This is a genomic window from Alkalihalophilus pseudofirmus, from assembly GCF_029094545.1.
GTDB classification, from domain to species: domain Bacteria; phylum Bacillota; class Bacilli; order Bacillales; family Bacillaceae_D; genus Alkalihalophilus; species Alkalihalophilus pseudofirmus.
In genome coordinates this window covers 3,040,379-3,064,360 of the sequence record NZ_CP117835.1, presented here as the reverse complement: position 1 = coordinate 3,064,360, position 23,982 = coordinate 3,040,379, and the positions used below count along the sequence as shown (strand labels likewise).

Below are 23,982 nucleotides of genomic sequence, written 5' to 3'. Positions count from 1 at the left end.
TGATGAAAAGTTTGCACCTGCAACATTTTTTGCATGCTGATCTAGAGACAAGCCTAATAATAACGCTTACTTCAGAAAGATTCATAATTGGCACAGTTTTTGCACTATAAATAGGGTGACTAGACTTAAAGGAGTGGTTATACATGTCAGTACCTTACAAACACGAACCATTTACAGATTTTACGGTAGAGGAAAACCGTAAAGAATTCCAGGCGGCTTTAAAGAAAGTTGAAGCAGAACTAGGTCAAGATTTTCCGCTTCGTATTGGCGGCGAACTTGTTTATACGGATGATAAAATCACATCAGAAAATCCTGCTAAGAAAGAACAAGTAGTAGGAAGAGTTTCAAAAGCAACAAGAGATCATGCAGAACAGGCTATGCAAGCAGCCCTGACGACATTTGAAGATTGGAAGCGCTGGGATCCTGTGGCACGTGCTGAAATTTTATTTAAAGCAGCAGCGATCATCCGCCGTCGCAAACATGAATTTTCCGCATATCTTGTATATGAGGCAGGTAAGCCTTGGAATGAGGCAGATGCAGATACAGCAGAGGCGATTGACTTCTTAGAGTATTATGGCCGCCAAATGATTGAACTTAAAAATGGCATCCCTGTCTTAAGCCGTGTCGGCGAGAACAATCAGTACGGATATATTCCATTAGGTGTGGCTGTTGTTATTTCACCTTGGAACTTTGCTTTTGCGATTATGGCAGGAACAACAGTTGCAGCAGCAGTAACAGGAAACACAGTTCTTCTTAAGCCGGCTAGTACAACCCCTGTAGTCGCTGCGAAATTTATGGAAGTGCTTGAAGAAGCGGGAATGCCTGCAGGTGTCATCAACTACATTCCAGGAAGCGGATCTGAAATTGGTGACTACATCGTCGATCACCCGAAAACTCGTATGATCAGCTTTACTGGTTCACGTGAAGTAGGAGAACGTATTTATCAGCGTGCTGCAAAAGTAAATAAAGGACAGTATTGGTTGAAGCGTGTAGTTGCTGAGATGGGTGGAAAAGACACGATCGTTGTAGATAAAGATGCTGATCTAGATCTTGCTGCAAAATCGATTGTCGCTTCTGCATTCGGATTCTCAGGTCAAAAATGTTCAGCATGCTCACGTGCAGTCATTGTTGAAGATGTATATGATGAGGTTCTTGAAAAATCGATTGCCCTTACAAAGGAATTATCAGTTGGTGAAACAATTAACGATACAAATATGGGGCCGGTAAATGATCAAGCGGCATTTGATAAAATTATGAGCTACATTGAGATCGGCAAGGAAGAGGGCCGTATTGTAGCAGGTGGAACAGGTGACTCTTCTAAAGGTTACTTTATCCAGCCAACCATTGTGGCTGATGTGGCAGCAGATGCCCGCCTGATGCAAGAAGAGATTTTCGGACCGGTTGTTGCTTTCTCTAAAGCAAAGGACTTTGATGAGGCTCTAGACATTGCTAATAACACGGAATATGGATTAACAGGCGCTGTTATTACGCGCAACCGCCAGCATATTGAAAAGGCAAAAACAGATTTCCATGTAGGAAATATGTATATTAACCGCGGTTGTACAGGTGCAATTGTCGGCTACCACCCATTTGGCGGATTTAACATGTCTGGTACGGACTCTAAAGCAGGCGGTCCAGACTATTTACAGCTTTTCTTACAAGCAAAGACGATTTCTGAGTCGTTATAAAATGATACAGTGAGTGCACGGCAGGCTTTGCCGTGCCTCCTACCTTATGAATATGAAGAATGGAGATGTGGTTAGCATGGTACTTAAACCCATGTTTCTGTATTTGTCAAAAAATAAAGTGCTAAACCGTGGAGCTAAGCGTTGGGGACTTAAGATGGGGGCAAAGCAGGTTATCGCGGGGGTAACAATTAATGATGCAATGATTGCAGTGAGAGAACTTAATGATAAAGGGCTCGTAGCAACAGTCGACCATGTAGGTGAATTTATTACAACACGTGAGGAAGCATTAGAATCTGCAGATTATTGTTTGCAAACTTTGAAAGCGATTTCAGAGACGGGCGTGAAATGCAATTTATCATTAAAGCTCACTCAGCTAGGTCTTGATGTAGAGCGAGAGCTTTGCTATCAGAATATGAGAAAAATCGTAGGGAAGGCAGAGGAGCTAGGAAATTTTGTTCGTATTGATATGGAAGATTCTGCTCATTGTCAGCAAACGCTTGATTTATTAAACGAGCTGCGCGAAGAATTTCCACATTCAGTAGGAACGGTCATTCAAGCCTATCTATACCGTGCAAGCCAAGATGTCACTGATCTTCAAGGTGTGAACTTAAGGCTTGTAAAAGGAGCTTACAAAGAACCTAGTCAAATTGCTATTCAAGACAAAAAAGAGATTGATGACAACTACCTAGCAATCATTAAGCAGCACTTGCTTAGCGGCAGTTATACAGCAATCGCAACTCATGACCATATGATTATTGATAAGGTGAAAACGTTTTGTGCAGAAGAGGGGATCCCTAAGACGCAATTTGAATTCCAGATGCTCTACGGGTTCAGAAAAGAACTGCAGGAGACGATTGCAAAAGAAGGATATACGATGCGTGTTTATGTTCCTTATGGGACGGATTGGTATGGCTATTACATGAGACGTCTGGCAGAAAGACCGCAGAACGTCAGCTTCGTCTTACGAGGTCTATTATCTAAATAAAGAGCGACTATCGAATAGTCGCTCTAGTATTTATAAATCCTCTTCAGATAACGTCATTTTCTTTAATCGGTACTGAAGGTTTTGGCGGCTGATTCCAAGCGCTTTAGCTGCTTGGGAGATGTTGCCTTTATGCACCGTTAAAGCCTGTTTAATATAGTAATTTTCTACTTCGGCAAGATGTTCTTTAAGCGGCTTGTGTAAGAATGTTTCCTTAGGTTCACTCACATGCTCGGCTTTACCTTCTGTGGGATCTGTTTGTGCGGTGAACCTTCTTCTAATATGCATAGGCAAATGATAAAGCTCCATTTGACGCTCTGTTGACATAATGTTCATGGCTGATTCAATCACATGCTCTAATTCACGTACGTTGCCAGGCCATTCATACTGCTCAAATAATTCAAGAACATCTGCTGAAATCCAATCAACCTGCATTTGAAATCGTTTATTAAATTTCGCTAAAAAATGTTCGACCAGTAAGGGGATATCCCCGTATCGATCTTTAAGCGGCGGGATGTACAAGGAGACGACACCGAGCCTGTAAAACAGGTCTTTTCTGAGGCGGCCGTTTGATACGGCTTCAAATGGATCTTCATTCATCGTGGAGATGATCCGCACATCAACCGGAGTATCTTTCGTATCGCCAACCCGTCTAATGGTTTTCTCTTGAATTGCTCGTAATAACTTTGCCTGCAGAGGCAGGTTTAATGAATTGATTTCATCTAAAAGAAGGGTTCCACCTTCTGCTTGCTCAAATAAGCCAGGGTGTTCAACGGCTCCTGTAAAAGCACCTTTCTTTGTACCGAATAAAATACCTTCAATAAGATTATCAGGAAGGGCTGCGCAGTTTTGAGAAATAAACGGACCTCCAGCCCGTTCACTGCCATTATGGATGCTTTGAGCAAAAATTTCTTTGCCAGTGCCGGTCTCGCCAGTTAACAGAACAGAAGAACTCGTCCGCGTCGCACGCTTTGCTTCGTGAATGATTTGTGAGATTGCTTCACTCTGGCCGATAATCTTAGAGAACGTATAGCGGGTTTGATCGGATTTGTGCAATTGATCTTTCATTAATACTTCTAGACGGGTGATATCTTTTGATAACTCAAACGCACCAATGATCTCCCCGTCCTTATCTTTAAGAGGGTGAGTGTCATTCACAGCGGTTATTGGAAACCCTTTATTATTGTAATATTGCTGCTTAATATTATAGGAATGCTGACCTTTATGTAATGCTTGCAGGAGCGTGCTGGTTTGCTCTTCTTTAAAGAGAAACACATCTAATAAATTTTTATGTAATACCTCATGCGGGGGCATAGACTCAATTTCTGTCATTTTCTTATTGTACATAATGGTTTCCCCATGAGAATTAACGATATGAACACCGACATCAATGGTATCTAACACTTGTGTAAGAATGTCTACAGTTTGCTCTAGTTGTTTTGGACTAACACGGTTCATATGGCACCTCCTACTGTAAGTATATGAAAGGCAGGACAAAAGTGCAAAAAAATTTGCAGAAAAGCGCAAACTTTTTAGTATTGTTTGCACCTGTTTAGCTGTGGAATGAGGAGATACCCCCTTACTATCACCTTTACGATATTGGCATTAATCTTGCATTTAGTTTTATAGAGACATTGCGAAATTTTGAGAGGAGATGTGTATCATGACAAAAACATTAACTATTATTGAAAAAACAGAGCAATTTGGGGCGAAAAATTATCACCCGCTTCCGATCGTTATTTCAAAAGCAGAAGGAGTTTGGGTAGAAGATCCAGAAGGTAATCGTTATATCGATATGCTTAGTGCCTATTCTGCGGTAAATCAAGGACATCGCCATCCGAAGATCATTCAAGCACTGAAGGATCAAGCGGACCGTATTACATTAACTTCACGTGCATTTCACAATGATCAATTAGCTCCTTTTTATGAGAAAGTAGCGAGCCTTACGAATAAAGAGATGGTCCTTCCGATGAATACTGGGGCCGAGGCTGTTGAGACAGCTGTGAAAACAGCACGCCGCTGGGCTTATGATGTGAAAGGTGTGGCAGATAACCAAGCAGAAATAATTGTTTGTGAAAACAACTTCCATGGCCGTACAATGACAGCTGTTTCGCTATCTTCAAGTGATGCTTACAAGCGTGGATTCGGTCCGATGCTGCCAGGAATTAAAATTATTCCTTATGGTGATGCGAATGCTTTAAGAGAAGCGATCACACCAAATACGGCTGCTTTCTTAGTTGAGCCGATTCAAGGAGAAGCAGGAATTATCATTCCTCCAGATGGCTTCTTAAAAGAAGTGCGCAAGATTTGTACGGAACAAAATGTATTATTTATTGCAGATGAAATACAATCAGGTCTAGCTCGTTCTGGTAAACTATTTGCATGTGACTGGGAAGAAGTAGAGCCTGATATGTATATTTTAGGAAAAGCACTAGGCGGCGGAGTAATGCCTATCTCTGTCGTGTGTGCAAATCGTGATGTATTAGGTGTATTTGAGCCAGGCTCACATGGATCAACATTTGGCGGAAATCCCCTTGCTTGTGCCGTTTCTATTGCAGCGCTAGAAGTAATCGAAGAAGAAAATCTTGTGAAACGTTCTCATGACCTTGGAGAGTATGTGATGGAGGAACTTCGTAAAATTCCTCATGCTGATATAAAAGAAATTCGCGGCCGAGGGTTATTTATTGGAATCGAACTTCATGTCCCTGCTCGTGAGTATTGTGAGAAGCTGAAAGAACTTGGATTATTATGCAAAGAGACACATGAGAACGTGATTCGTCTTGCACCGCCGCTTATTATTTCAGAAGAAGATTTAGAGTTTGCTTTATCTAAGATTAAGCAAGTATTTGCATAAGTTCAGGCTAAAAGCAGGGTGATACATTCACTCTGCTTCTACATACATACTAGGAAAATAGGAAAAAGGGGCGTTTTTTATGCAGCATTTAAAAATTGGTGTCATTGGAGTACCTATGGATTTAGGACAAAACCGACGTGGGGTTGATATGGGACCAAGTGCGATACGATATGCAGGGCTCATTTCAAGACTTGAAGCTTTAGGGCATGAAGTGAAAGACTTTGGTGATATTACCATTGAGCGAAGAACAGAAGAAGAAGTCTCCCCTGGACTTAAAAACCTATCCCAAGTAATAAAAGCAAATGACCTTTTACGTATGAAGGTAGAAGCGATCGAAGAGGAAGGGTATTATCCTCTTGTTTTAGGCGGTGACCATAGTATTGCCATCGGTACACTTGCAGGAGTGACAAAAGAGCGCAAAAATCTGGGCGTGATCTGGTATGATGCTCATGGAGATTTAAATACGAGTGAAACCTCTCCTTCTGGCAACATCCACGGCATGCCCCTTGCGGTAAGTTTAGGATTGGGTGATGAGTCTCTTACTTCTATTGGAGGGTTTGCTCCTAAAATTAAGCCTGAGCATATTGTTATTATCGGCGCCCGTTCATTAGATGAGGGGGAGAAGGAATTAATTAAAGAAAAAGGGATTAAGATTTTTACAATGCATGAAATTGACCGAATCGGTATGACAAGAGTTATGGAAGAGGCCATCGAGTATGTGAAGACGAATACGGACGGTGTTCATTTAAGCCTCGATTTAGACGGGCTTGATCCAAACGATGCCCCTGGTGTGGGTACACCTGTACTTGGCGGTATTTCGTACAGAGAAAGTCACCTTGCAATGGAAATGCTTGCTGAGGCTGGCATTTTGACGTCTACTGAATTCGTAGAAGTAAATCCCATTTTAGATGAGCGTAATAAAACAGCAGAAGTGGCCGTTGCCTTAATGGGTTCATTATTCGGTGAGAAGCTTCTATAAAGGAAGGAGGAGAGAGTGATGAGCTCTCTCCTTTGGGTTTTCGGTCATCTTATGGCAATTCAGCAAACATTCTTTAGTTTTATGAGGAATTCTTTTTCATTCTTTCTTTTTTAGATTATAATGGGAACGAGTGATGGAAGGAAAAGAGGTGAATAGGATGTATACTGCGCTTTATCAATCTCATATCGGTTCTTGGGCCATTTTAGTTATACTGTTTTTTATCTGTTATTTCTTAATGAAATCAGGTAAAGCAAAAGGTGCAAAAATCGTACATATGGTTCTACGTTTGTTCTATATTATTATGCTTGTTACAGGAATCGGCATGCTGATCAATTTAGGTTTCCCGCTTATGTATGTAGTGAAGGGAGCACTTGCCTTTTTCTTAATTTATGCAATGGAAATGATCCTTGTTCGCACAAAGAAGGGAACACTTGGTTCACAAGCGACAATGTACTGGGCGATTCTAATTATTACCCTTGTATTAGTTGTCCTTCTTGGGTATGGAGTTATTTCATTTTAATCAAAAAAACACACAGTCAGCTCAGACTGTGTGTTTTTTGATGTGCAAATTAATGATAGGACTTTTGATCAGCAACAACCTGATCGATCAACTGATTAATGCTCCCAATGCATTGAGTTACCTCTGGCAGATGATAGAAGGTGCTCGTAATCTCTAAATCATTTATTTGATTATCTGGAGAATAGAGATAGATGCGCTTTTCTAGGCTGATTGCCATGCCAAGTTCAATATGAGTTCCTTTTCCTCCTGGCAGCAAAACAATGACAAGGTCTGCCTCTCTCACACCATCTCTTTCATGCTGGCCAATCGCGATTAGGTCCTCTTTTGTTTTGGCGCGGCCGTTTTTCGTCCAATCATATGTATGAATGAAACCTTCCTTTCTTAACTGTTCACTAACATGCTGAACGGCTGCGCTATTACTGAAACTTGAAGCAACATAAAACTTCATAGATTCCCTCCTTAACCCATTTTTTCTATTATTCTACCACGTAAATACCTGCCTGAGACTACAGGATCAACAGGATGAATGGTAAACTGTTAAAAGGATTGTATACAGGCAGGAGTGTTACGTATGGAATGGATGTTAAAGACATTTAATGAGCTGACAATTAATGAACTATATGAACTGGTTCAATTACGAATTGATGTATTTGTTGTAGAACAAAATTGCCCCTATAAAGAGCTTGATAATAAAGATCAAGCTGCGCTTCACTTATTAGGCTACGTAGATGGCCGTCTTACAGCATACAGTCGTTTGTTTAAGCCCGGTGATTCCTACGGCGAAGAAGCTTCAATCGGGAGAGTAATTATACGCCGGGATGCGCGTTCTTTTGGATATGGAAAAGAGCTGCTGATGCAATCGATCACTCGCTTAGAACAGCTTGCAGAGGGCGCTAATATTAAAATACAAGCTCAAGAGTACCTGCATCGCTTTTATCAGTCGTTCGGTTTTCATTCGATCTCTGACGTATATGATGAAGACGGTATTCCACATATTGATATGATTCGATCTGTCGGCCATAGAGAGGAGTGAAGTGAACGTGCTACTAATTAAACAAACGTCTTTTAAAGATGTTGCTAAGATTGACCGTTTAAAAGAAGCTTGTGCGAAACAGCAGGAGGAGAAAGGTTCGGTATTCTATCTCTTGCCATCAGGGAGCTGGCTTAAAGAAGCTAGGAAAAGACAGCCTGGTGTTCGCTATACGACATTTGATGATCTGGCGGCGTTTATTGTTAATGAGGCAGAAGGGGAGCCTATTTACCTCGATGAACATGAACGAGCGTTATTTTTCCAAAATATGATGAAAACAGATGAAAGATACCGTTCATTTAATCAAAATCAAAGCAAGGTCCGTGGACTTGCTGATACGTATGGACAAATCAAACGTCTAGGGCTGGAGTTAGAAGATGCTCCTCGGTCTCTAGAAGAGTTTATGCCGCTCTTTAAGCAATATGAAGAGCAAACGGTTCATAACCAAAAAATGTACGACCCTGAGAATACCGTATTAAGAGCAATAGAGCTTCTGGACAATCAAAAGCCACGTGTAGCCAGCGTATATATTGATGGCTTCATTGATTTTGGTCCGCTGCAATTTATTCTGCTAAAAGCGCTTGTGTCGGCTGGAATACCGGTTACGATCTATCTCCCGATGGACCTTACGTTTGCCATCATTCAACAAACGCTAAACGAATTAACAGCGTTAGGGTTTCGGATGCATGCTGAAACAGATCTTCCCGCTGAAACAGCAGAGGATGTTGATGTGATCGCTGCAAGCACGAAAAATGAAGAGATACGTGCTGTTTTAGAAGAGATTAGAATGTCGTCACTTTCGTATGAGGAAACAGGTATTATCATGGTAGATGAAAAAGATGGAGCTTCTATGCTTCGATATTATGCCGAACAATATGAGGTTCCTTTAAGTGTGCCGATAAAAAAATCACTTGATTTCTCCATATCCTTTCAATTTATTCATAAGCTGCTTACCTGGGATTATTCTAAAACTAATCGTTTTGAGCTATTGCCATTAATCGATCAAATCTTTAGTCTTCATGGCTTAAAAGGAATAGATTATGTAAAGGGGAAAGAAGCATTCCTAGCTACAGGTGACATCATTCATCAAGAATCAAGAGAACTCTATCAAAGGATTAAAGAGTTCAATTGGCGAAAGTCCTCAAGCTTCTACCATTATTTAAAACAGCTGAGTCAAGCTGTTACCCACCTTGGATTAGATGGGAAATGGAGACAGAGGCAAGGTCAGGAAACTAGAACAAGTGAATTAAAAGACATCGTATATGAACTTAAGACCATCGAACGACTGACTGAATTAGTGAGTGATTATGCCGAAAAGCTCGAAGCAAAACATTTAACTGATCTTCATATGACACTTGATGTATTTGCTGATTGGGTATTAGAGCTTGCAAAAAGAACAGAGTTGTTTACAGCCAGAGGCTCAAGAAGGGGTATTCAAGTTCATACATGGCGTGATATTGGACTATTCGAAGGAAAGAAAATGTATGTCATTGGAATGAATGAAGGAGCCTTTCCTGCTGTTCATCAGCTTGGCGGATATGTTCATGAAAAAGATTTATATAATCTTCCTGTTGAAGGAGCACTCCCGACGCAAGAGCATTTTAGACACAAGCAGCAAGCTTATTTTGGGCAATTACTGCTTGCAGCGAAATCGATAGTATGTACGTACACAAAAGGGCTTGACCCCAATCACTCGCATCTTCCTTCCCCGTTTATCGAACAATGGCTGCAAAAGGATGGAAGAGAGTGCACGTTTGAAGCTAGAATGAAGCATTCAATAAGCTTTTCAAAAGAAGACCAAATAGAAAAGACCGCCTATCATATGGGGCTTGGCATGAAGGTTTTAGAACCGGCCGCTGAACTCGTACAACTTTCAGAAAGGCATCAGTACTTAAGTGAGGGCGAGGAGAAGCTAGAAGAAGCTCATCAAGATTCCCTTATGAAGAATACTGTATCAATTACAGAGCTTGAAAGTTACGCCAGATGTCCATTCAAACATGGATTAGAGAGGGTGCTTCAGGTAAGGGAAGGACAAAGTATTCAAGAACGGATCTCTCCCATCGATATCGGCCAGATGATTCATACGTTGATTGAGTCAATTTACAAAGAGCTCAATTTGATTGGGGTTCGGTTTGGCGAGTGTACAGAGGAAATAAAAAGTGAGGTTCCAGTTCTTTTGAAAGAGAAATTTGAAGAGTTATGGGAGCAAATTGAATCAACCGCCTTTGAGATCTCCAGGCTTGATTTACTTCTTGAGAAAGAAAAGTGGTGGCGGAAGATCAACAGGTGGTGGCAGGCAGAGCGAAAACATTTTTGGGACAATCCACATCTTAGTGAAATGAAGATTCATTCGCTTGAAACATCCCTTCGTTTAGAACTTGAATTAAATGAAGGTACAACGCTTCATTTGACAGGTAAAGTTGATCGTGTTGATCTTGATCAGGAAGGGTTCACGATTTATGACTATAAAACAGGGTTTGCACATGTGAAGCTTGAAGAGGAAGTGCGAAGCGGGCTAAAGCTTCAATTGCCGCTGTATGCTAGAGCGCTAAAAGAACAATTAAGCACAACTGATGCTGCCCTTCGTGCTCACGGTGCCTCGTATATTTCACTGCGAGAGCCGGAGAAGCGTGCAGGGAATGGTATTTGGCGTTCAGATCAAATTGGAAAAAGCTCTAAATTCCTTGTTCATCACTCTTGCAAAAACAAAGAGGATGATCTTGGAGGGGATGAATTTATGGAAGTCTACGAATTAAGAAACAAAGTGCATTCCTTATGGAAGGGCACGCATACGGAATTTTCAGTAAGACCGCTCGATTGTTCGTCTTATTGTCCCTACAAATCTGTCTGTCGAGTGACAGAAGATCAAAAGGAGGGGCTTTAATAAATGGAATTTAATAAAGCACAAACATCCGCCATCACCAATGAGCAATCTCTTGTGGTCATCGCTGCAGGGGCAGGTTCTGGTAAGACGCGCGTATTAACAGAGCGGATCATGTACTTGCTCGAAAAAGCATTTCATGAGCCTTCCTCATGTATAGCCGCTACGATCGAAGAAGTTGCAGCGATTACCTTTACTGAAAAAGCAGCTCGCGAAATGAAGGATCGAGTTCGCAAACGTATTAGTGAGAAAGAGGCTTTAGCACAGACGGAAGCAGAGGCAGCGTTTTGGAGGGAACAAAAAGAACTAGTGGAAAGAGCTCATATCTCCACTTTTCATAGCTTTTGTCAGCAGCTGCTAGGTCAGTATGCGATGGCCGCAAAGCTCCCCCCTAAAATACGAATTATTGATGAGGTGGAAGCAAAGCAGTTAAAAAGAGATGTCTTAAAAAAGCATCTGCAGGATGTTGAATTTACAGCTTCAGCGAAAGAGTTTTTTTCTTATATGAGCAAAGATCAATTTATCTCTACGATGGAAGACATTCATGCTTCTATATCAGAGCTCGTGATAGGAGAAGATGCTGTACTTCAATTGCAAGCGGACGACATGCTTCATTCTCAAGTGGAAGCCGTGAAAGAAAAGCAAATAAAGACAGTTGAAGCTTTCCATAAGGCTGCACTTGATCTGATCCCTCAATTTCCACCGGCAGAAGGGTTAACTAAAGCTCAAGCCGGACATGTTGAGAGACTTCAAGAAGCTTTTTTATCGCCGCCTTCCCCGTCTGGTCCGAATGAGTATATGGATTGGCTGATCGGAGTAATGCCTAAACGTACTGATAAAAAGTGGAAAGAAGCGATCCCAGCCCTATTTCAGCTGTTTGAAGAGCACTGGAAGCCATTAAAGGATGACTGGAAGGCGGTTGGTGGAGAAGTGGAGATAGATGAAACCACCAGCTTGCTTTTAGGGCGTTTTATTGATTTACTGCGCGACTTTCATCTTGCTTATAAGAGAGAAAAGGAGCTTAGGGGAGTAGTGGATTTTAGTGATCTCCAGCAAAAGGCGGTATCGCTCCTAGAAAATAAGGAGATACAAGAGGCTTGTCAAAAGCAGTTTCGCCATATGCTTGTAGATGAATTCCAAGATACGAACCGTCTGCAGCTTGAGATGCTTGAGCGGATTAATCCTTCCTACCGCTTCATTGTCGGTGACACGAAACAATCGATCTATCGTTTCCGCGGGGCGAATGTAAGATTGATGAATGAGCTTGAACAAGATGCTGTCGAACAAGAAAATGCCGAAGCCATTGAAATGAATATCAATTATCGAACGTGTAAACCGATTATTGATGGAGTGAATGCCTTATTCCAATGTGCAATGACTGATCACATTACAGAAAACTACCAAACCCGTTATGCAGCTCTAAGTGCCAATAGAGAGGCAGAACAACCTGATCAAAAGCAAATGGAATTACTGCTTTTTAACAAGGAAGAAACAGAAGAGGAAGCGGACCCGTACGAAGCGCTCGCTCACCGGATCAATGAAATGATCGCATCACAACAGCCGCATGTCTTTAAAGGGGAGAGCTGGCAAGCACCAGCATTCAAAGACATGGCGGTCCTTATACCCGCTCGTACAGATTTATTAAAGCTCGAGCGTGCGTTTAGTAAGCAAAACATTCCCTATACAGTGTATGGTGGTATTGGATTTTATGAGCGGCAGGAAATCATTGATTTCATTACCCTGTTGCGATGGATGAACAGGCCGTTTGAAGATGTGTATGTATTATCTCTATTAAGAAGCCCGCTTATTGGCCTTACGATGAATGATTTTGTCACGATTGCAAAACAAAAAGAAGCGACACAAAGCTTTGCAGATTATCTGTATCAACTATCTGAATCAATGCCTCAAACGGGTCTAGCTGATTCAAGTGATCTGCCCGCTCAACAAATTTTGGATTCTGCCCTTAAACTGAAGGAATGGCTCCTGAACTATGTACCATTCTCTATTAAAGGATCCCCTGGTGAAACCTTTGATAGGATGATCAAAGAAACAGGGCTTGTGCATAGTTTGCTTATCCAATCAAACGGCCTCCAAAAGGTGAAAAATGTAGAAAAATTAATTCAGATGATTGAGCAATCACACTTAAGAAGCTTAGAGGAGATTATTCATTTTATTGATGAGAGAATGGCTTTAAATGATAAAGAGGGCGAAGCGGAAATGGAACGCACAGAGGGAGACGCGGTCAATATTATGACGATCCATGCCTCAAAGGGATTGGAGTTTCCCATTGTGTATCTGCCGCAATTAGAGCGTTCTGTACAAGGAGATAAGGGTTCGGTTCGGTTTGATGCGAAGCTGGGTATTGTCTGGAGCTTAGAAGAAGAGACAGATAACCTTGAGGCCCGACCTAAAAAGCTTGTCACCCCTGGCTTTGAACTTGTTAAGGAGGCGGCAGGTCTTGAGTCAGAAGAAGAGTCCAAACGACTGTTTTATGTGGCAGCGACACGTGCAAAAGATTACTTAGTTATGATTGGGAACGGGGATGGCGCAAAAAAATCCTGGCTTCACCTTATTGAAGAGGCAAGAGACTGTGGGCCATTAGAAGACTATATAACGGTCGTAAATGAGATCTCTGAGCAGCTCCCGCATCATGCAGAGAACCATTTGTATAAGGGAACGGAGCTAGCGGCGAAAAAAGAAGTTCTCTATCCTCTGTCAGTGTCTGAGATCATGACGTTTATTCATCAACCTGAAGAATACTATGAGAAGTATGTCTTAGGAGTAAATGAGTCTCGCCGCTTAAGAAGTGATGCGGATGCCGATCAAGAAAAAAGAGAGCAGCAAGTAGACCCTGCAGTTGTTGGGACGCTCGTTCACAGGGCTTGTGAACTAAGGGATCATGGCTTTGGAGCCCAAGAAGCAATCACAGAAGCGATGAACTATGTGGATGAGCTTAATGACACAGCTTCTGTTAAAGAATCCTATGAACAAGAAGTGACTGAATTAATGGAAACATACAGTGAAGCTCAGCAAACGGAACTCGGTACTCCTGTTGAAAATGAATGGTCATTTGCAACAGAAATTGCCGGCGCTGAGGTCATTGGAGAGATCGATAAAGTCGTCGAAAGAGACGGCTGCTTGCATATTATTGATTTTAAAACGAATCGAATTAAGCGGTCAGGCAGTGAGTGGCTTGCAGTATATGATGTCCAGTTATACCTTTACAAAATGGCTTATGAACAGGAGACAGGACACACCATTTCTACCATGTCTCTCTATGTGTTAAGAGATAAAGAAAAACCTCTGCACACCATTCATGTAGAAAAAGAAAAAGAAGTATCAATTAAAAAAGCGATTCAAAGATTGGTTTATTTACGTAAAACAAATGCAAATCTTACAGACTATTTACTATAACGGAAAGCGGACAAGCTGCTGGCTTGTCCGCTTTTTCTATACAATCCGTTTTCTAATCATCGCACTTAACGAGTCAATGATCGTGACGACCACAACGATAACGACAAGAATCATTCCAACTTCGTCCCAGTTACGATTTTGTGTAGCGATCGTAATTAATGTTCCAATACCGCCGGCTCCAATAATACCTAAAATCGTCGAAGCACGAACATCAATTTCAAATCGGTAAATCGCATACGATAAGAATTCAGGAATAATTTGCGGAATAATCCCGTAGAAGAGGACTTGAAGCTTATTTGCCCCATTAGCTTCAAGAGCTTCGACTACATTCATATCAATTGATTCAATGACTTCACAATACAATTTGCCAAGCATTCCGATCGAACCAATTGCAATCGCTAAAACCCCTGCAAAAGGAGAGGGGCCGATTGCAGCAACAAACATTAACGCAAGAACCAGCTCCGGAAAGGCACGAATGGCGTCTAGCAGCCATTTTGAAAAGGTATTTAATAGTTTGTTTTTAACCATATTACTCGCAGCAAAAAAACCAAAGGGAATGGCTAATATGGCTGCAAGCAGAGTTCCGGTATAGGCCATCTGCAGCGTTTGCCACATCAGCTCCATTACTTTTCCAAAAGCGGACCAATCGGGTGAGAACAGCTGGGGGATCACCCGGCTGAAATTGTCAATCGAACGCTCGCTGAATACCCGAGTCCATCTAATATCAATTCCTATAAAGGTCCATAAATATACAGCGATCACTGTTGCTGTAATAAGACTAAATCCAATCCATTGTTTCTTCGTTCTTTGTTTCTTAAGTGTCAGCTTATGTTCCATTAGACAAGTCTCTCCCTTATTTTATTACTGATGTAATCAATGATGACAACAGCAATAAAGATGATGAGAATAATCGTCATCACACGCGGGTAATTGAAGAAGCTTACTTGCTGTTGAAGAAGCAGCCCCACACCGCCAGCCCCGACAAATCCGAGAACGACAGAGGCCCTCACATTAACTTCAAATACATACAAACCAAATGAAACAAACTGAGGCAGTACTTGCGGCATGACCGCATACCAGATCACTTGCAGCGTGTTCCCTCCTGATGCGCGAATGGCTTCAAGCGGATTGGTGTCTATAGCTTCAATCGTTTCATACATTAACTTTGCTAAAATCCCTAATGAGAATATAAAAAGGGCCATAATTCCGGGGAAGACCCCTACACCAAAAATCCCTACAAAAATAACTGCTAATAGAATATCCGGGATTGTACGCAAAACATTCATGATAAAGCGGACAGGCTGGTGAACCCATTTACTAGGAAACAAGTTGGCAGCAGATAAAAGAAAAATAGGAATGCTTGCGAGCGCTGCAAAAGTGGTTGCGATGATCGCCATTTGAATAGTCTCAGCAAGGTATTCCCACACTTGCGGAGCATAACTCCAATTGGGAGGGAAGAGGTCCTTTGCCACTCGCTCAAATCCTGACCAGCCGTCAATAAAATCGATAAGAGATGATTCTGTTGCAATTGAGGTATAAATATATAAACCAATAATAGCAAGGAGAATAACCGACATTTGACGTTTGACTTTTACAGAATAGAGCGCAATAGATGTTCTGTTATTCGTTTCATTATTTATTCCGTTACTCATCATCTTGACCTCCTACAAGGTCATCCTCTCTGATCTTTCGTCCATATATCTCTTCAAAAGTTTCTTCCGTTACTTCACTCGCAGGCCCATCAAACACAACTTCACCAGCACGCATCCCGATAATGCGGTCAGCATACTCCATCGCCATATCTATAAAATGTAAATTAACGATCGTTGTAATCTTGTCTTCTTGGTTTACTTTTCTAAGATACGTCATTACCTGATGCGATGTCGGGGGATCAAGACTAGCTACCGGTTCGTCGGCGAGAATGATTTTTGGCTGCTGCGTAAGAACCCTGGCGATCGCTACGCGCTGCTGCTGGCCGCCGCTAAGTTGATCGGCGCGCTGGTGCATTTTTTCAGCGATATTCACACGTTTTAGGCTGCGATGAGCGAGCGCAAGATCTTCTTGAGAATAAAGGCTTAATAAACTTTTGAGAGTTCCCGTATGACCGAGGCGGCCTGAAATGACATTTTTCATCACCGTTGATCGTTTGACGAGATTGTAGTTTTGAAAGATCATCCCTACTTTTGTGCGAAGTTCACGAAGCTTTCTCTGATTAAATGAAAGAATATTTTCATCATCTATAAGCAGCTCCCCCTCAGTTGGTGTAACAAGGCGGTTCATACTGCGGATGAGAGTCGATTTTCCCGCACCGGATAATCCAACAATGACGACAAACTCTCCTTCATTGATTTTGAGATTAATATTTTTTAAGCCTTGTGTACCATTTGGATAAACAAGAGATGTCTGTTTAAATTCAATCATGATAGTACCCCTTCCTGATGTAAGCCTGGCAAATAAAAAGGAGGAGAATCATTCCTCCCCCTTCGTCATGTTAAAGGTTATTTGTGAACCTTGTTAATCTAAAGAAATTGCTCCATCATCTTTGAACTTTTCATAGGTGCTGCGGACCACATCGTAGTCGCTGTCAGCTGCTTCATCAATGCCTGTCCAGTTATAAACTTCATCCATAATCGTAAGCATTTCTTCGTCGTCATTGAAAGATAAGAAAGCGGCACGAATCTGCTCGATAAAGTCAGCCGGCATGTTTGTGTTAGCGCTGATCGTGTCATTAGGAATATCAGCTGTGAAATCAAGCTGCACTAACTCATCCATTGCTTCAGGATAATCGCCCTCAATCGCTGTACGTGCATCTTCAAATGTAGTGGCAACATCAGCATCGCCTTCAAGAACCATAATCATGGCATTGTCATGTGAACCAGCTTGGATTAAATCGCTGAAATAATCTTCTACAGCTTCTACACCATACTCATCCATTAACTGAGCAGCAGGGAATAAGTAGCCGCTTGTTGAAACGTTATCTGGGAAGGCCCATACTTTGCCTTCAAGATCTTCGATTGATTCGATGCCAGAATCTGCACGAACAGTATATTGTGCTCGGTATGTAGAAGAACCGTGGCGAACAGATTTTAGAATAGCTTCAACGTTGTCATAACGCTCGGTTGCAAGAACATAACCGAAAGCTGGGATAAAGCCGATATGAACACGATCATTTCCCATTGCTTCAACTAATGCTGTATAGTTCGTCATTACTTGTCCCGATACTGGGATTCCTAATTCCTCAGAAAGACGATCAGCTAGCGGTGCTACTGTGTCAGCAATCTTGTCTGAATCTTGTGATGGTACAAAGCCCATAATCAGTTCATCAGGCAGGCCTTCAGCAGCTCCTGCATCCTCTTCAACTTCTGTATCTTCCTCTTGTGGCTCTGGATCTTGGGTTGCTGTTGTTTCCTCATTACTCTCCCCACAAGCAGCGAGCATTAATGCGAGCAGCATCATAAGTAAAGCAGTCATCACTTTTTTCATTTCTTTTCCCCACCTCGTATGTATTTGTTTGTCTTACAGCTGTGATTATGGAGGATAGACAATGACAAATCTACACATTGTGCCGTATTTTTACACATTGTTTATAATCGCTTTACAAATTTACATCTTTAACAATATCTTTAAGTTTTTTGTAGAAAACTGTAAAAGAACAGCGTGTGATTAATGTTACGATGACTATATGTGTTTAATTTTTTTGAAAGGAGAATGTCTGTGCTAGAACGGTATGATTTGATTATTTTTGATTTAGACGGAACGTTATATGAGGGTGGGGAGCATTTTGAGTATTATGCAAATCACTTAAAACAAAAAGTAAAAGAGGATCAGCAAAAAGAGTTTGCTTCTGATTACGAGAAGATGAAAGAAGGGGAGCACCCCGTTACGATTGGGAAAGCCTATGATGTAGAGAAGGATCTTGTTTTAACAATCGACCCTATGACTCTCCTTGTGACGGAGGCCTTGAGATGGGATGGCTCTCTTTTATCAGAACAAGAAACACGGGATCTTTATCAAGAAAACCTTAATTTTGATTTTGAGTCGATGATTGCGATAGGAGATGGCTGGTGGCTTCCTTTTGTATGTGCGAAGCATTACGGAGTAGAAGATTGTTATTCAAGTTATGTAGCAACAAAAGAATTTATGGTGACTGATGCCTTCACTCTCGATCCGCTGCCGGGGTTAAAAGAATCACTTGAAAGACTTGCCGCTACAACCTCGGTCGTTCTTGTGACAAATAGCGATATCGATGACGTCAATCGTCTATTACATGAACTGCAATTAACAGATATGTTCAAAGAAGTGATTCCGTCGGCTAAAAAGCCAGTTGAGACGAGCCGGTTGTTTACGAAGCTGCTTGCCGATTATCAGGTTGAACCAAATCGCACGGTATCAATCGGTGATAATTACATCAATGATGTGGCTCCCGCTGTTTTACTAGGCATGGATGGCTTGTACATACACCCGGATGCGCCCCCTTCTTTTCATAAGAATGTAAAAGTCATCTCATCTGTTGTCGATTGTTTTCACTGAAGCTGACCTGTTGGTTGGCTTTTTTTAGTGAGTTCTGATCATGGTATAATGAAGTATATAATGAATGGAAAAGATTTCTAAGGAAAGAGTGGATAACGCGATGAAATTCGATGAAACACAAGCCGGGTTCTCCGATTTAGAAAAAGAATATATGTCTTTATTTGAACACAGCCCCTATCTGCTGCTGGTGATTAATGCAGCAGGTGAATGTGTGAGGGTAAATGAAGCAGGGCTACATATGAATGAGTGGACACGTAAGGAAATTATCAATCAAAAAATTGAACATCTGACCGATATATATGATGAGAAGGCGTGGGATGAGGTGATGAGCGGGAACGTATCCCACTCGGAGAAGGCTGGTAGTGTTGATTACACTCACTCTTATGTATATACCTGGATTCCAACCATCATTGAGCATAAGGCGGCAGGGGCAGTTGTTCTCGGAATGAAAAAATCAGCAGCTGAGTGCAGCGAACAACAAGATGAAGTCTATCGTCTCGCAAACGAAGACCCATTGACGAACCTTCCGAATAGACGCTGTTTTATGAACTATCTAGAAAATAAATTACTTCATGCTGCTGGAAGCAAGGAGAAACTAGCCGTTCTGTTTATCGATCTAGATCGTTTTAAATATGTTAATGATACGCTTGGTCATCTATTTGGAGACCGGGTACTCAAACATATTGCTGAACGCTTGCAAGCTCATCTCCCTGAGAAATCTATGATCGCTCGTCTTGGGGGAGATGAATTTGTGGTAGTAATGACAGATGTGAAGGAAAAAGAAGAGCCTGTTTCATTAACAGAAGATCTCTTAACGATTATTCGTGAACCTCTGATTATGGATGGATTTGAATTTACCTTAACAGGCAGTGTAGGGATTGCATTGTCTCCTGAAAATGGAATCGATGCAGAAGCTTTGCTTACTTCAGCGGATGCTGCCATGTACCGTGCTAAGGCTAAGGGGTCGGATCGGCTGGAAGTTTATAATCGCGATGTGTATCAAGAGTTCTCAAGGTATTTTCATGTGGAGAATGATTTGAGGAAAGCAATTGACCGAGGAGAATTTGACCTCTATTATCAACCACAATTCTGTTTAGAATCAGGGGATGTTTGTGGTGAAGAGGTGCTTGTCAGATGGAAGCACCCAATAGAAGGAACGATTAGCCCTGGTGAGTTTATCTCGATTGCAGAAGAAACCGGTCTTATTATTCCAATTGGAGAATGGATTTTAAGAGAAGCATGCCGGCAGAAAGCTAAGTGGATTAATGAAGGCTACCCTAAAGTACCGATGTCAGTCAATCTTTCTTTGAAACAATTCCTCCAACACAATATTGTTCATACCATCGAAAAGATCTTAAAAGAAACAAAACTGCCTCCAGAATATTTGGATTTAGAGATTACAGAAAGTGTAACCGTTGATTTAGATCGAACGCTGGATATATTAAACCAATTAATTAAAGTTGGGGTCAGGATCAGTTTAGATGATTTTGGGACTGGATACAGCTCTTTGCAGTATGTAGGGCAGCTGCCCGTCCATGAATTGAAAATTGATCAGTCATTTGTCAAGAAGATCGGGAAGGGGAAAGAAGGAGAAGCCATTATATCAATGATCATTCATCTAGGCCGTTCCCTGGAGTTAAAGGTTATTGCAGAAGGAGTGGAGACAAAAGAGCAGCTTGATTTCTTACAAAAACAAGGCTGTGATCTTGTTCAGGGCTATTATTATGCGAAGCCGCTTTCCACAGAGGAATATGAACAATATTTAAGGTATAAAGACCTATGTTGATGGAATATCACCTTAAAGGATAAAACCGCAGCTTCCAGGAGTTTTTTACCGTAATGCCTTTTGTGAGGCAGTATATCCCCTTTATCTACAAGGATGAGTCTTGAAATCGGAGAGAAAAGATATTCAATTTTTACTATGAATAAATACTCATGTTTTAGGAAAATGTGCTATGATAAAAGAAATAGCAGTCGGCAGGTTCCTCTTAACATGAAGGACTAAGTGACCATTGAGGTGAACAAGAGCTTGATGAATTCAGAGTATTTAGATGTGTTTCTTGATGAGAGTCAAGAACATTTACAATCGATCAACGACCATTTACTAAAATTAGAACAAACTCCGGATGATCTATCCATTGTCGGTGAGGTCTTTCGTTCTGCTCATACACTTAAAGGAATGGCAGCAACAATGGGTTTTGAAGATTTAGCACACTTAACTCATAACATGGAAAATGTACTCGACCTTATTCGCAATCAAAAATTAAGTGTTACGTCCGAAGTGATGGATGTCGTTTTTTTGGCAGTAGATGACCTTGAAGCGATGGTACAAGACATTGCTTCTGGCGGAGAGGGCAAGCGTGATGTTTCTGCCGTTGTTTCAAAGCTTGAGGCAATTGAGAAGGGTGAGAGCCTAGAAGCAGCATCCCTTGCGGAAAAAGAAACGGCAGCGGCCGCAGCAACTCCAGCTGCTGCTAATGTTCAGCTGACTGAAGTGTATGATGAGTTTGAAAGAACCGTGCTCGAGCAGTCTTTTGAACAAGGGTATTATGCCTATCAGATTGAAGTAACATTAGATGAACAAGCGATGTTAAAAGCAGCGCGGGTATTCATGGTGTTTGAAGTATTAGAGCAGGTTGGGGAAGTCATTAAATCAACTCCAAGTGCTGATCAATTAGAAGAAGAGAAGTTTGATGAGACATTTATGGTAACGCTTGTCTCAAAGGTTGAAGCTGAGGAAATAAAGCAGCGTATATTAAAAGTTTCAGAGATTACGAATGTTGTAGTCCAGCCGGTTGAAAAAGCTGACTTGACGAGTAAAGAAGAAATGCTCGCAGACGGTGAGAAAAGCACCAGCTCTGAACCGACAGAGCAAGCAGCACCGTCTAAACAACCAACCGATAAAAAGAGCCCGGCAAGAAAAGAAGCAGGAGTTCAAACTAAAGCTGAAACTAAAAAAGCAGGACATGAATCAAATAAGACGATTCGAGTGAATATTGAACGTCTTGACGTTCTAATGAATTTATTTGAAGAGCTTGTGATCGACCGAGGAAGACTAGAGCAAATAGCTAGTGAATTAAAGAATAATGAACTTAATGAAACGGTTGAGAGAATGTCACGAATCTCTGGAGATTTGCAAGAGATCATTCTAAATATGAGAATGATGCCTGTTGAGCAAGTTTTTAACCGATTTCCTCGTATGGTTCGCAGCTTGTCAAAAGACTTAAACAAGAAAGTGAACCTTGAGATTGTTGGTGCCGATACAGAGCTTGATCGAACAATTATTGATGAAATCGGCGATCCATTAGTTCATCTGTTGCGAAATTCAATCGATCATGGAATTGAAACGCCTGATGTTCGTTTGGCTAATGGAAAGTCTGAAGAGGGTACGGTTAAATTAAAGGCCTACCATAGCGGAAATAATGTGTTTATTGAAATTGAAGATGATGGAGCCGGGATTGATCGTCAAAAAATCTTAAATAAAGCTTTATCTAATGGAGTGGTAACAGAAGAAGAGGCAGAAAAGATGACAGATCAGCAGGTCTTTGGACTGTTATTCTCCTCTGGATTTAGTACAGCTGAGAAAATAACAGATGTGTCAGGCCGAGGCGTGGGTCTTGATGTTGTTCGTAATACATTTGAATCATTAGGCGGCATCGTCACGGTTAATTCCGTACTTGGCAGAGGTTCTATTTTCTCTATTCAACTACCGCTTACGCTATCTATTATTGATGTCATGTTAGTAGAAGTACAAGAAGAGAAATACGCTATTCCGTTATCCTCTATTGTTGAAACAGCCATTGTTAATAAGCAGGATGTTTACAGCGCTCACAATCAAAAAGTGATTGATTTCCGCGGTAAAGTGGTCCCGCTTGTGTTCTTAAAAGATATATTTGAAGTTCCTGGTGAGTCGCAAACGGAAGACTTTTATTCACTTGTTATCATTAATAAAGGTGATAAAGTAGCAGGGCTTGTCGTTGATTCATTAATTGGACAGCACGATATCGTACTAAAATCTCTAGGAAACTATCTGACAAACGTGTTTGCCATTTCAGGAGCTACGATTTTAGGAAATGGCCAAGTGGCTCTTATTGTAGATACCAACGCATTAATTAAGTAATGAACGAGTGAGGGGGCCTTCGTGTGTCTAATGAAACAGCTGCGAGAACAGAAATGAAAGTCATTGTTTTTCAATTAAAAGACGAGGAATATGCCATCGAAGTAGATTATATTCAATCGATTGAACGGATGCAGCCCGTCACTAGAATTCCAAGCACATATCCCTTTGTCACCGGTGTAATGAATTTAAGAGGTGTTATTACACCAATTATTAACCTTAGAAAGCGATTTGGCATTGAAGAAAAAGGGTTAGATGAAGCGACGAGAATTCTTGTGATCCAAAAAGGTTACATTGAGATTGGTTTTATCGTTGATGGGGCAAACGATGTCATTGATATTCCAGTTGATAAAATAGAGCCGACCCCTGAAGTGGTCGGCGGCGTTGAAGCTGAATACTTACGAGGTGTAGTCAAGCTTAATAAGCGTTTATTTACGCTCTTAAACTTGGAAAAAGTGATACAAGAATCGTAATGAAAGAAATAAATACATAGAGCAAAGGTGAAGAGGTGATTTAGATGGCGTCTGTATTAATTGTAGATGATGCGGCATTTATGCGAATGATGATTAAAGATATCTTATCTAAGAATGGGTTTGAGATTGCTGGAGAAGCGGCTAATGGAGCAGAAGCAGTCAATCAATATAAAGAATTAAAGCCCGATTTAGTCACAATGGATATTACTATGCCTGAAATGGATGGAATTGAAGCTCTTAAAGCGATTAGAGAGACAGATTCTTCTGCAAAAGTGATTATGTGTTCTGCAATGGGACAGCAATCAATGGTGATTGATGCCATTCAGTCTGGTGCAAAAGACTTTATTGTTAAGCCATTTCAAGCAGACCGTGTGCTAGAATCCATTAATAAAGTGTTAGGATAAACGTCAAAAAGAAATCATAGCCAAGTGCCATGATTTCTTTTTTTCTTGTATAATTAATGATTGTAATGAATCAAGCTTTGATATAGACAGGCGAAAAAAGGGTAGGGAGA

19 protein-coding genes are annotated in these 23,982 nt (G+C 41.2%); 13 read left to right on the top strand and 6 right to left on the bottom strand.

The window, feature by feature from the left end:
- Positions 1 to 143: 143 nt before the first annotated feature.
- The gene (gene pruA / locus PQ478_RS16355) at positions 144 to 1,688 is read left to right on the top strand and encodes an L-glutamate gamma-semialdehyde dehydrogenase (protein WP_012959867.1); all 1,545 of its coding nucleotides are present in this window, start codon (positions 144 to 146) and stop codon (positions 1,686 to 1,688) included.
- 67 nt (positions 1,689 to 1,755) lie between these two features.
- Entirely contained in the window at positions 1,756 to 2,673 is a 918-nt protein-coding gene (locus PQ478_RS16350; RefSeq protein WP_041822949.1) for a proline dehydrogenase family protein, read from the top strand.
- Between the two features lie 30 nt (positions 2,674 to 2,703).
- Here PQ478_RS16350 and PQ478_RS16345 read toward each other — a convergent pair whose 3' ends face one another.
- Positions 2,704 to 4,128 (bottom strand): sigma-54 interaction domain-containing protein, encoded by a 1,425-nt coding sequence (locus tag PQ478_RS16345; RefSeq protein WP_289234867.1) that lies wholly within the window; start codon positions 4,126 to 4,128, stop codon positions 2,704 to 2,706.
- A 205-nt stretch (positions 4,129 to 4,333) separates the two neighbouring features.
- On the opposite strand from PQ478_RS16345, the gene PQ478_RS16340 reads away from it, so the two are divergent.
- The 3 genes from PQ478_RS16340 (at position 4,334) to PQ478_RS16330 (ending at position 7,023) form a co-directional block, all read left to right on the top strand.
- On the top strand, positions 4,334 to 5,524 hold the full coding sequence (locus tag PQ478_RS16340; protein ID WP_289234866.1) for an ornithine--oxo-acid transaminase: 1,191 nt from the start codon (positions 4,334 to 4,336) through the stop codon (positions 5,522 to 5,524).
- Positions 5,525 to 5,603: 79 nt separating this feature from the next.
- The gene (gene rocF, locus PQ478_RS16335) at positions 5,604 to 6,503 is read left to right on the top strand and encodes an arginase (protein WP_075681240.1); all 900 of its coding nucleotides are present in this window, start codon (positions 5,604 to 5,606) and stop codon (positions 6,501 to 6,503) included.
- A gap of 157 nt (positions 6,504 to 6,660) precedes the next feature.
- Positions 6,661 to 7,023, top strand: a complete 363-nt coding sequence (locus PQ478_RS16330; protein ID WP_289234865.1) for a YisL family protein — start codon at positions 6,661 to 6,663, stop codon at positions 7,021 to 7,023.
- A 49-nt stretch (positions 7,024 to 7,072) separates the two neighbouring features.
- On the opposite strand, the gene PQ478_RS16325 is transcribed toward PQ478_RS16330, so the two are convergent.
- A complete protein-coding gene (locus PQ478_RS16325) occupies positions 7,073 to 7,471 on the bottom strand; it encodes a nucleoside 2-deoxyribosyltransferase (RefSeq protein WP_289234864.1) in 399 nt (132 codons plus the stop codon).
- A 123-nt stretch (positions 7,472 to 7,594) separates the two neighbouring features.
- Between PQ478_RS16325 and PQ478_RS16320 the strand changes: the two genes are divergently transcribed.
- Genes PQ478_RS16320 through PQ478_RS16310 form a run of 3 tightly spaced genes read left to right on the top strand, consistent with a single transcriptional unit; the run spans position 7,595 to position 14,348 of the window.
- Positions 7,595 to 8,056 carry a GNAT family N-acetyltransferase gene (locus PQ478_RS16320; protein WP_289234863.1) on the top strand — a complete coding sequence of 154 codons (462 nt, stop codon included), beginning with the start codon at positions 7,595 to 7,597 and terminating at the stop codon, positions 8,054 to 8,056.
- 7 nt (positions 8,057 to 8,063) lie between these two features.
- Complete coding sequence (locus PQ478_RS16315) at positions 8,064 to 10,937, top strand: PD-(D/E)XK nuclease family protein (RefSeq protein ID WP_289234862.1); 2,874 nt, start codon at positions 8,064 to 8,066, stop codon at positions 10,935 to 10,937.
- 3 nt (positions 10,938 to 10,940) lie between these two features.
- Complete coding sequence (locus tag PQ478_RS16310; protein ID WP_289234861.1) at positions 10,941 to 14,348, top strand: UvrD-helicase domain-containing protein; 3,408 nt, start codon at positions 10,941 to 10,943, stop codon at positions 14,346 to 14,348.
- 36 nt (positions 14,349 to 14,384) lie between these two features.
- Here PQ478_RS16310 and phnE (PQ478_RS16305) read toward each other — a convergent pair whose 3' ends face one another.
- The 4 genes from phnE (PQ478_RS16305) to PQ478_RS16290 form a co-directional block, all read right to left on the bottom strand.
- On the bottom strand, positions 14,385 to 15,185 hold the full coding sequence (gene phnE / locus PQ478_RS16305) for a phosphonate ABC transporter, permease protein PhnE (protein ID WP_289234860.1): 801 nt from the start codon (positions 15,183 to 15,185) through the stop codon (positions 14,385 to 14,387).
- The gene (gene phnE, locus PQ478_RS16300) at positions 15,185 to 16,000 is read right to left on the bottom strand and encodes a phosphonate ABC transporter, permease protein PhnE (RefSeq protein WP_012959855.1); all 816 of its coding nucleotides are present in this window, start codon (positions 15,998 to 16,000) and stop codon (positions 15,185 to 15,187) included. Before phnE (PQ478_RS16300) ends, phnE (PQ478_RS16305) begins: the two co-directional genes overlap by 1 nt.
- A complete protein-coding gene (gene phnC / locus PQ478_RS16295) occupies positions 15,993 to 16,769 on the bottom strand; it encodes a phosphonate ABC transporter ATP-binding protein (protein WP_075681226.1) in 777 nt (258 codons plus the stop codon). Before phnC ends, phnE (PQ478_RS16300) begins: the two co-directional genes overlap by 8 nt.
- Before the next feature lie 93 nt (positions 16,770 to 16,862).
- Positions 16,863 to 17,831 (bottom strand): phosphate/phosphite/phosphonate ABC transporter substrate-binding protein, encoded by a 969-nt coding sequence (locus PQ478_RS16290; protein WP_075681224.1) that lies wholly within the window; start codon positions 17,829 to 17,831, stop codon positions 16,863 to 16,865.
- A gap of 231 nt (positions 17,832 to 18,062) precedes the next feature.
- Here PQ478_RS16290 and PQ478_RS16285 point away from each other — a divergent pair, with 231 nt between their 5' ends.
- The 5 genes from PQ478_RS16285 to PQ478_RS16265 all read left to right on the top strand — a co-directional run bounded on the left by PQ478_RS16285 (position 18,063) and on the right by PQ478_RS16265 (position 23,872).
- Positions 18,063 to 18,878, top strand: coding sequence for an HAD family hydrolase (locus PQ478_RS16285; protein ID WP_289234859.1), 816 nt, complete (start codon positions 18,063 to 18,065; stop codon positions 18,876 to 18,878).
- Between the two features lie 100 nt (positions 18,879 to 18,978).
- Positions 18,979 to 20,664: an EAL domain-containing protein gene (locus PQ478_RS16280; protein WP_289234858.1), complete on the top strand. Its 1,686-nt coding sequence runs from the start codon at positions 18,979 to 18,981 to the stop codon at positions 20,662 to 20,664.
- Between the two features lie 246 nt (positions 20,665 to 20,910).
- On the top strand, positions 20,911 to 22,998 hold the full coding sequence (locus PQ478_RS16275) for a chemotaxis protein CheA (RefSeq protein ID WP_289237000.1): 2,088 nt from the start codon (positions 20,911 to 20,913) through the stop codon (positions 22,996 to 22,998).
- A gap of 23 nt (positions 22,999 to 23,021) precedes the next feature.
- Positions 23,022 to 23,468: a chemotaxis protein CheW gene (locus tag PQ478_RS16270; RefSeq protein WP_435521044.1), complete on the top strand. Its 447-nt coding sequence runs from the start codon at positions 23,022 to 23,024 to the stop codon at positions 23,466 to 23,468.
- A 44-nt stretch (positions 23,469 to 23,512) separates the two neighbouring features.
- On the top strand, positions 23,513 to 23,872 hold the full coding sequence (locus PQ478_RS16265) for a response regulator (RefSeq protein ID WP_012959848.1): 360 nt from the start codon (positions 23,513 to 23,515) through the stop codon (positions 23,870 to 23,872).
- Positions 23,873 to 23,982 lie beyond the last annotated feature (110 nt).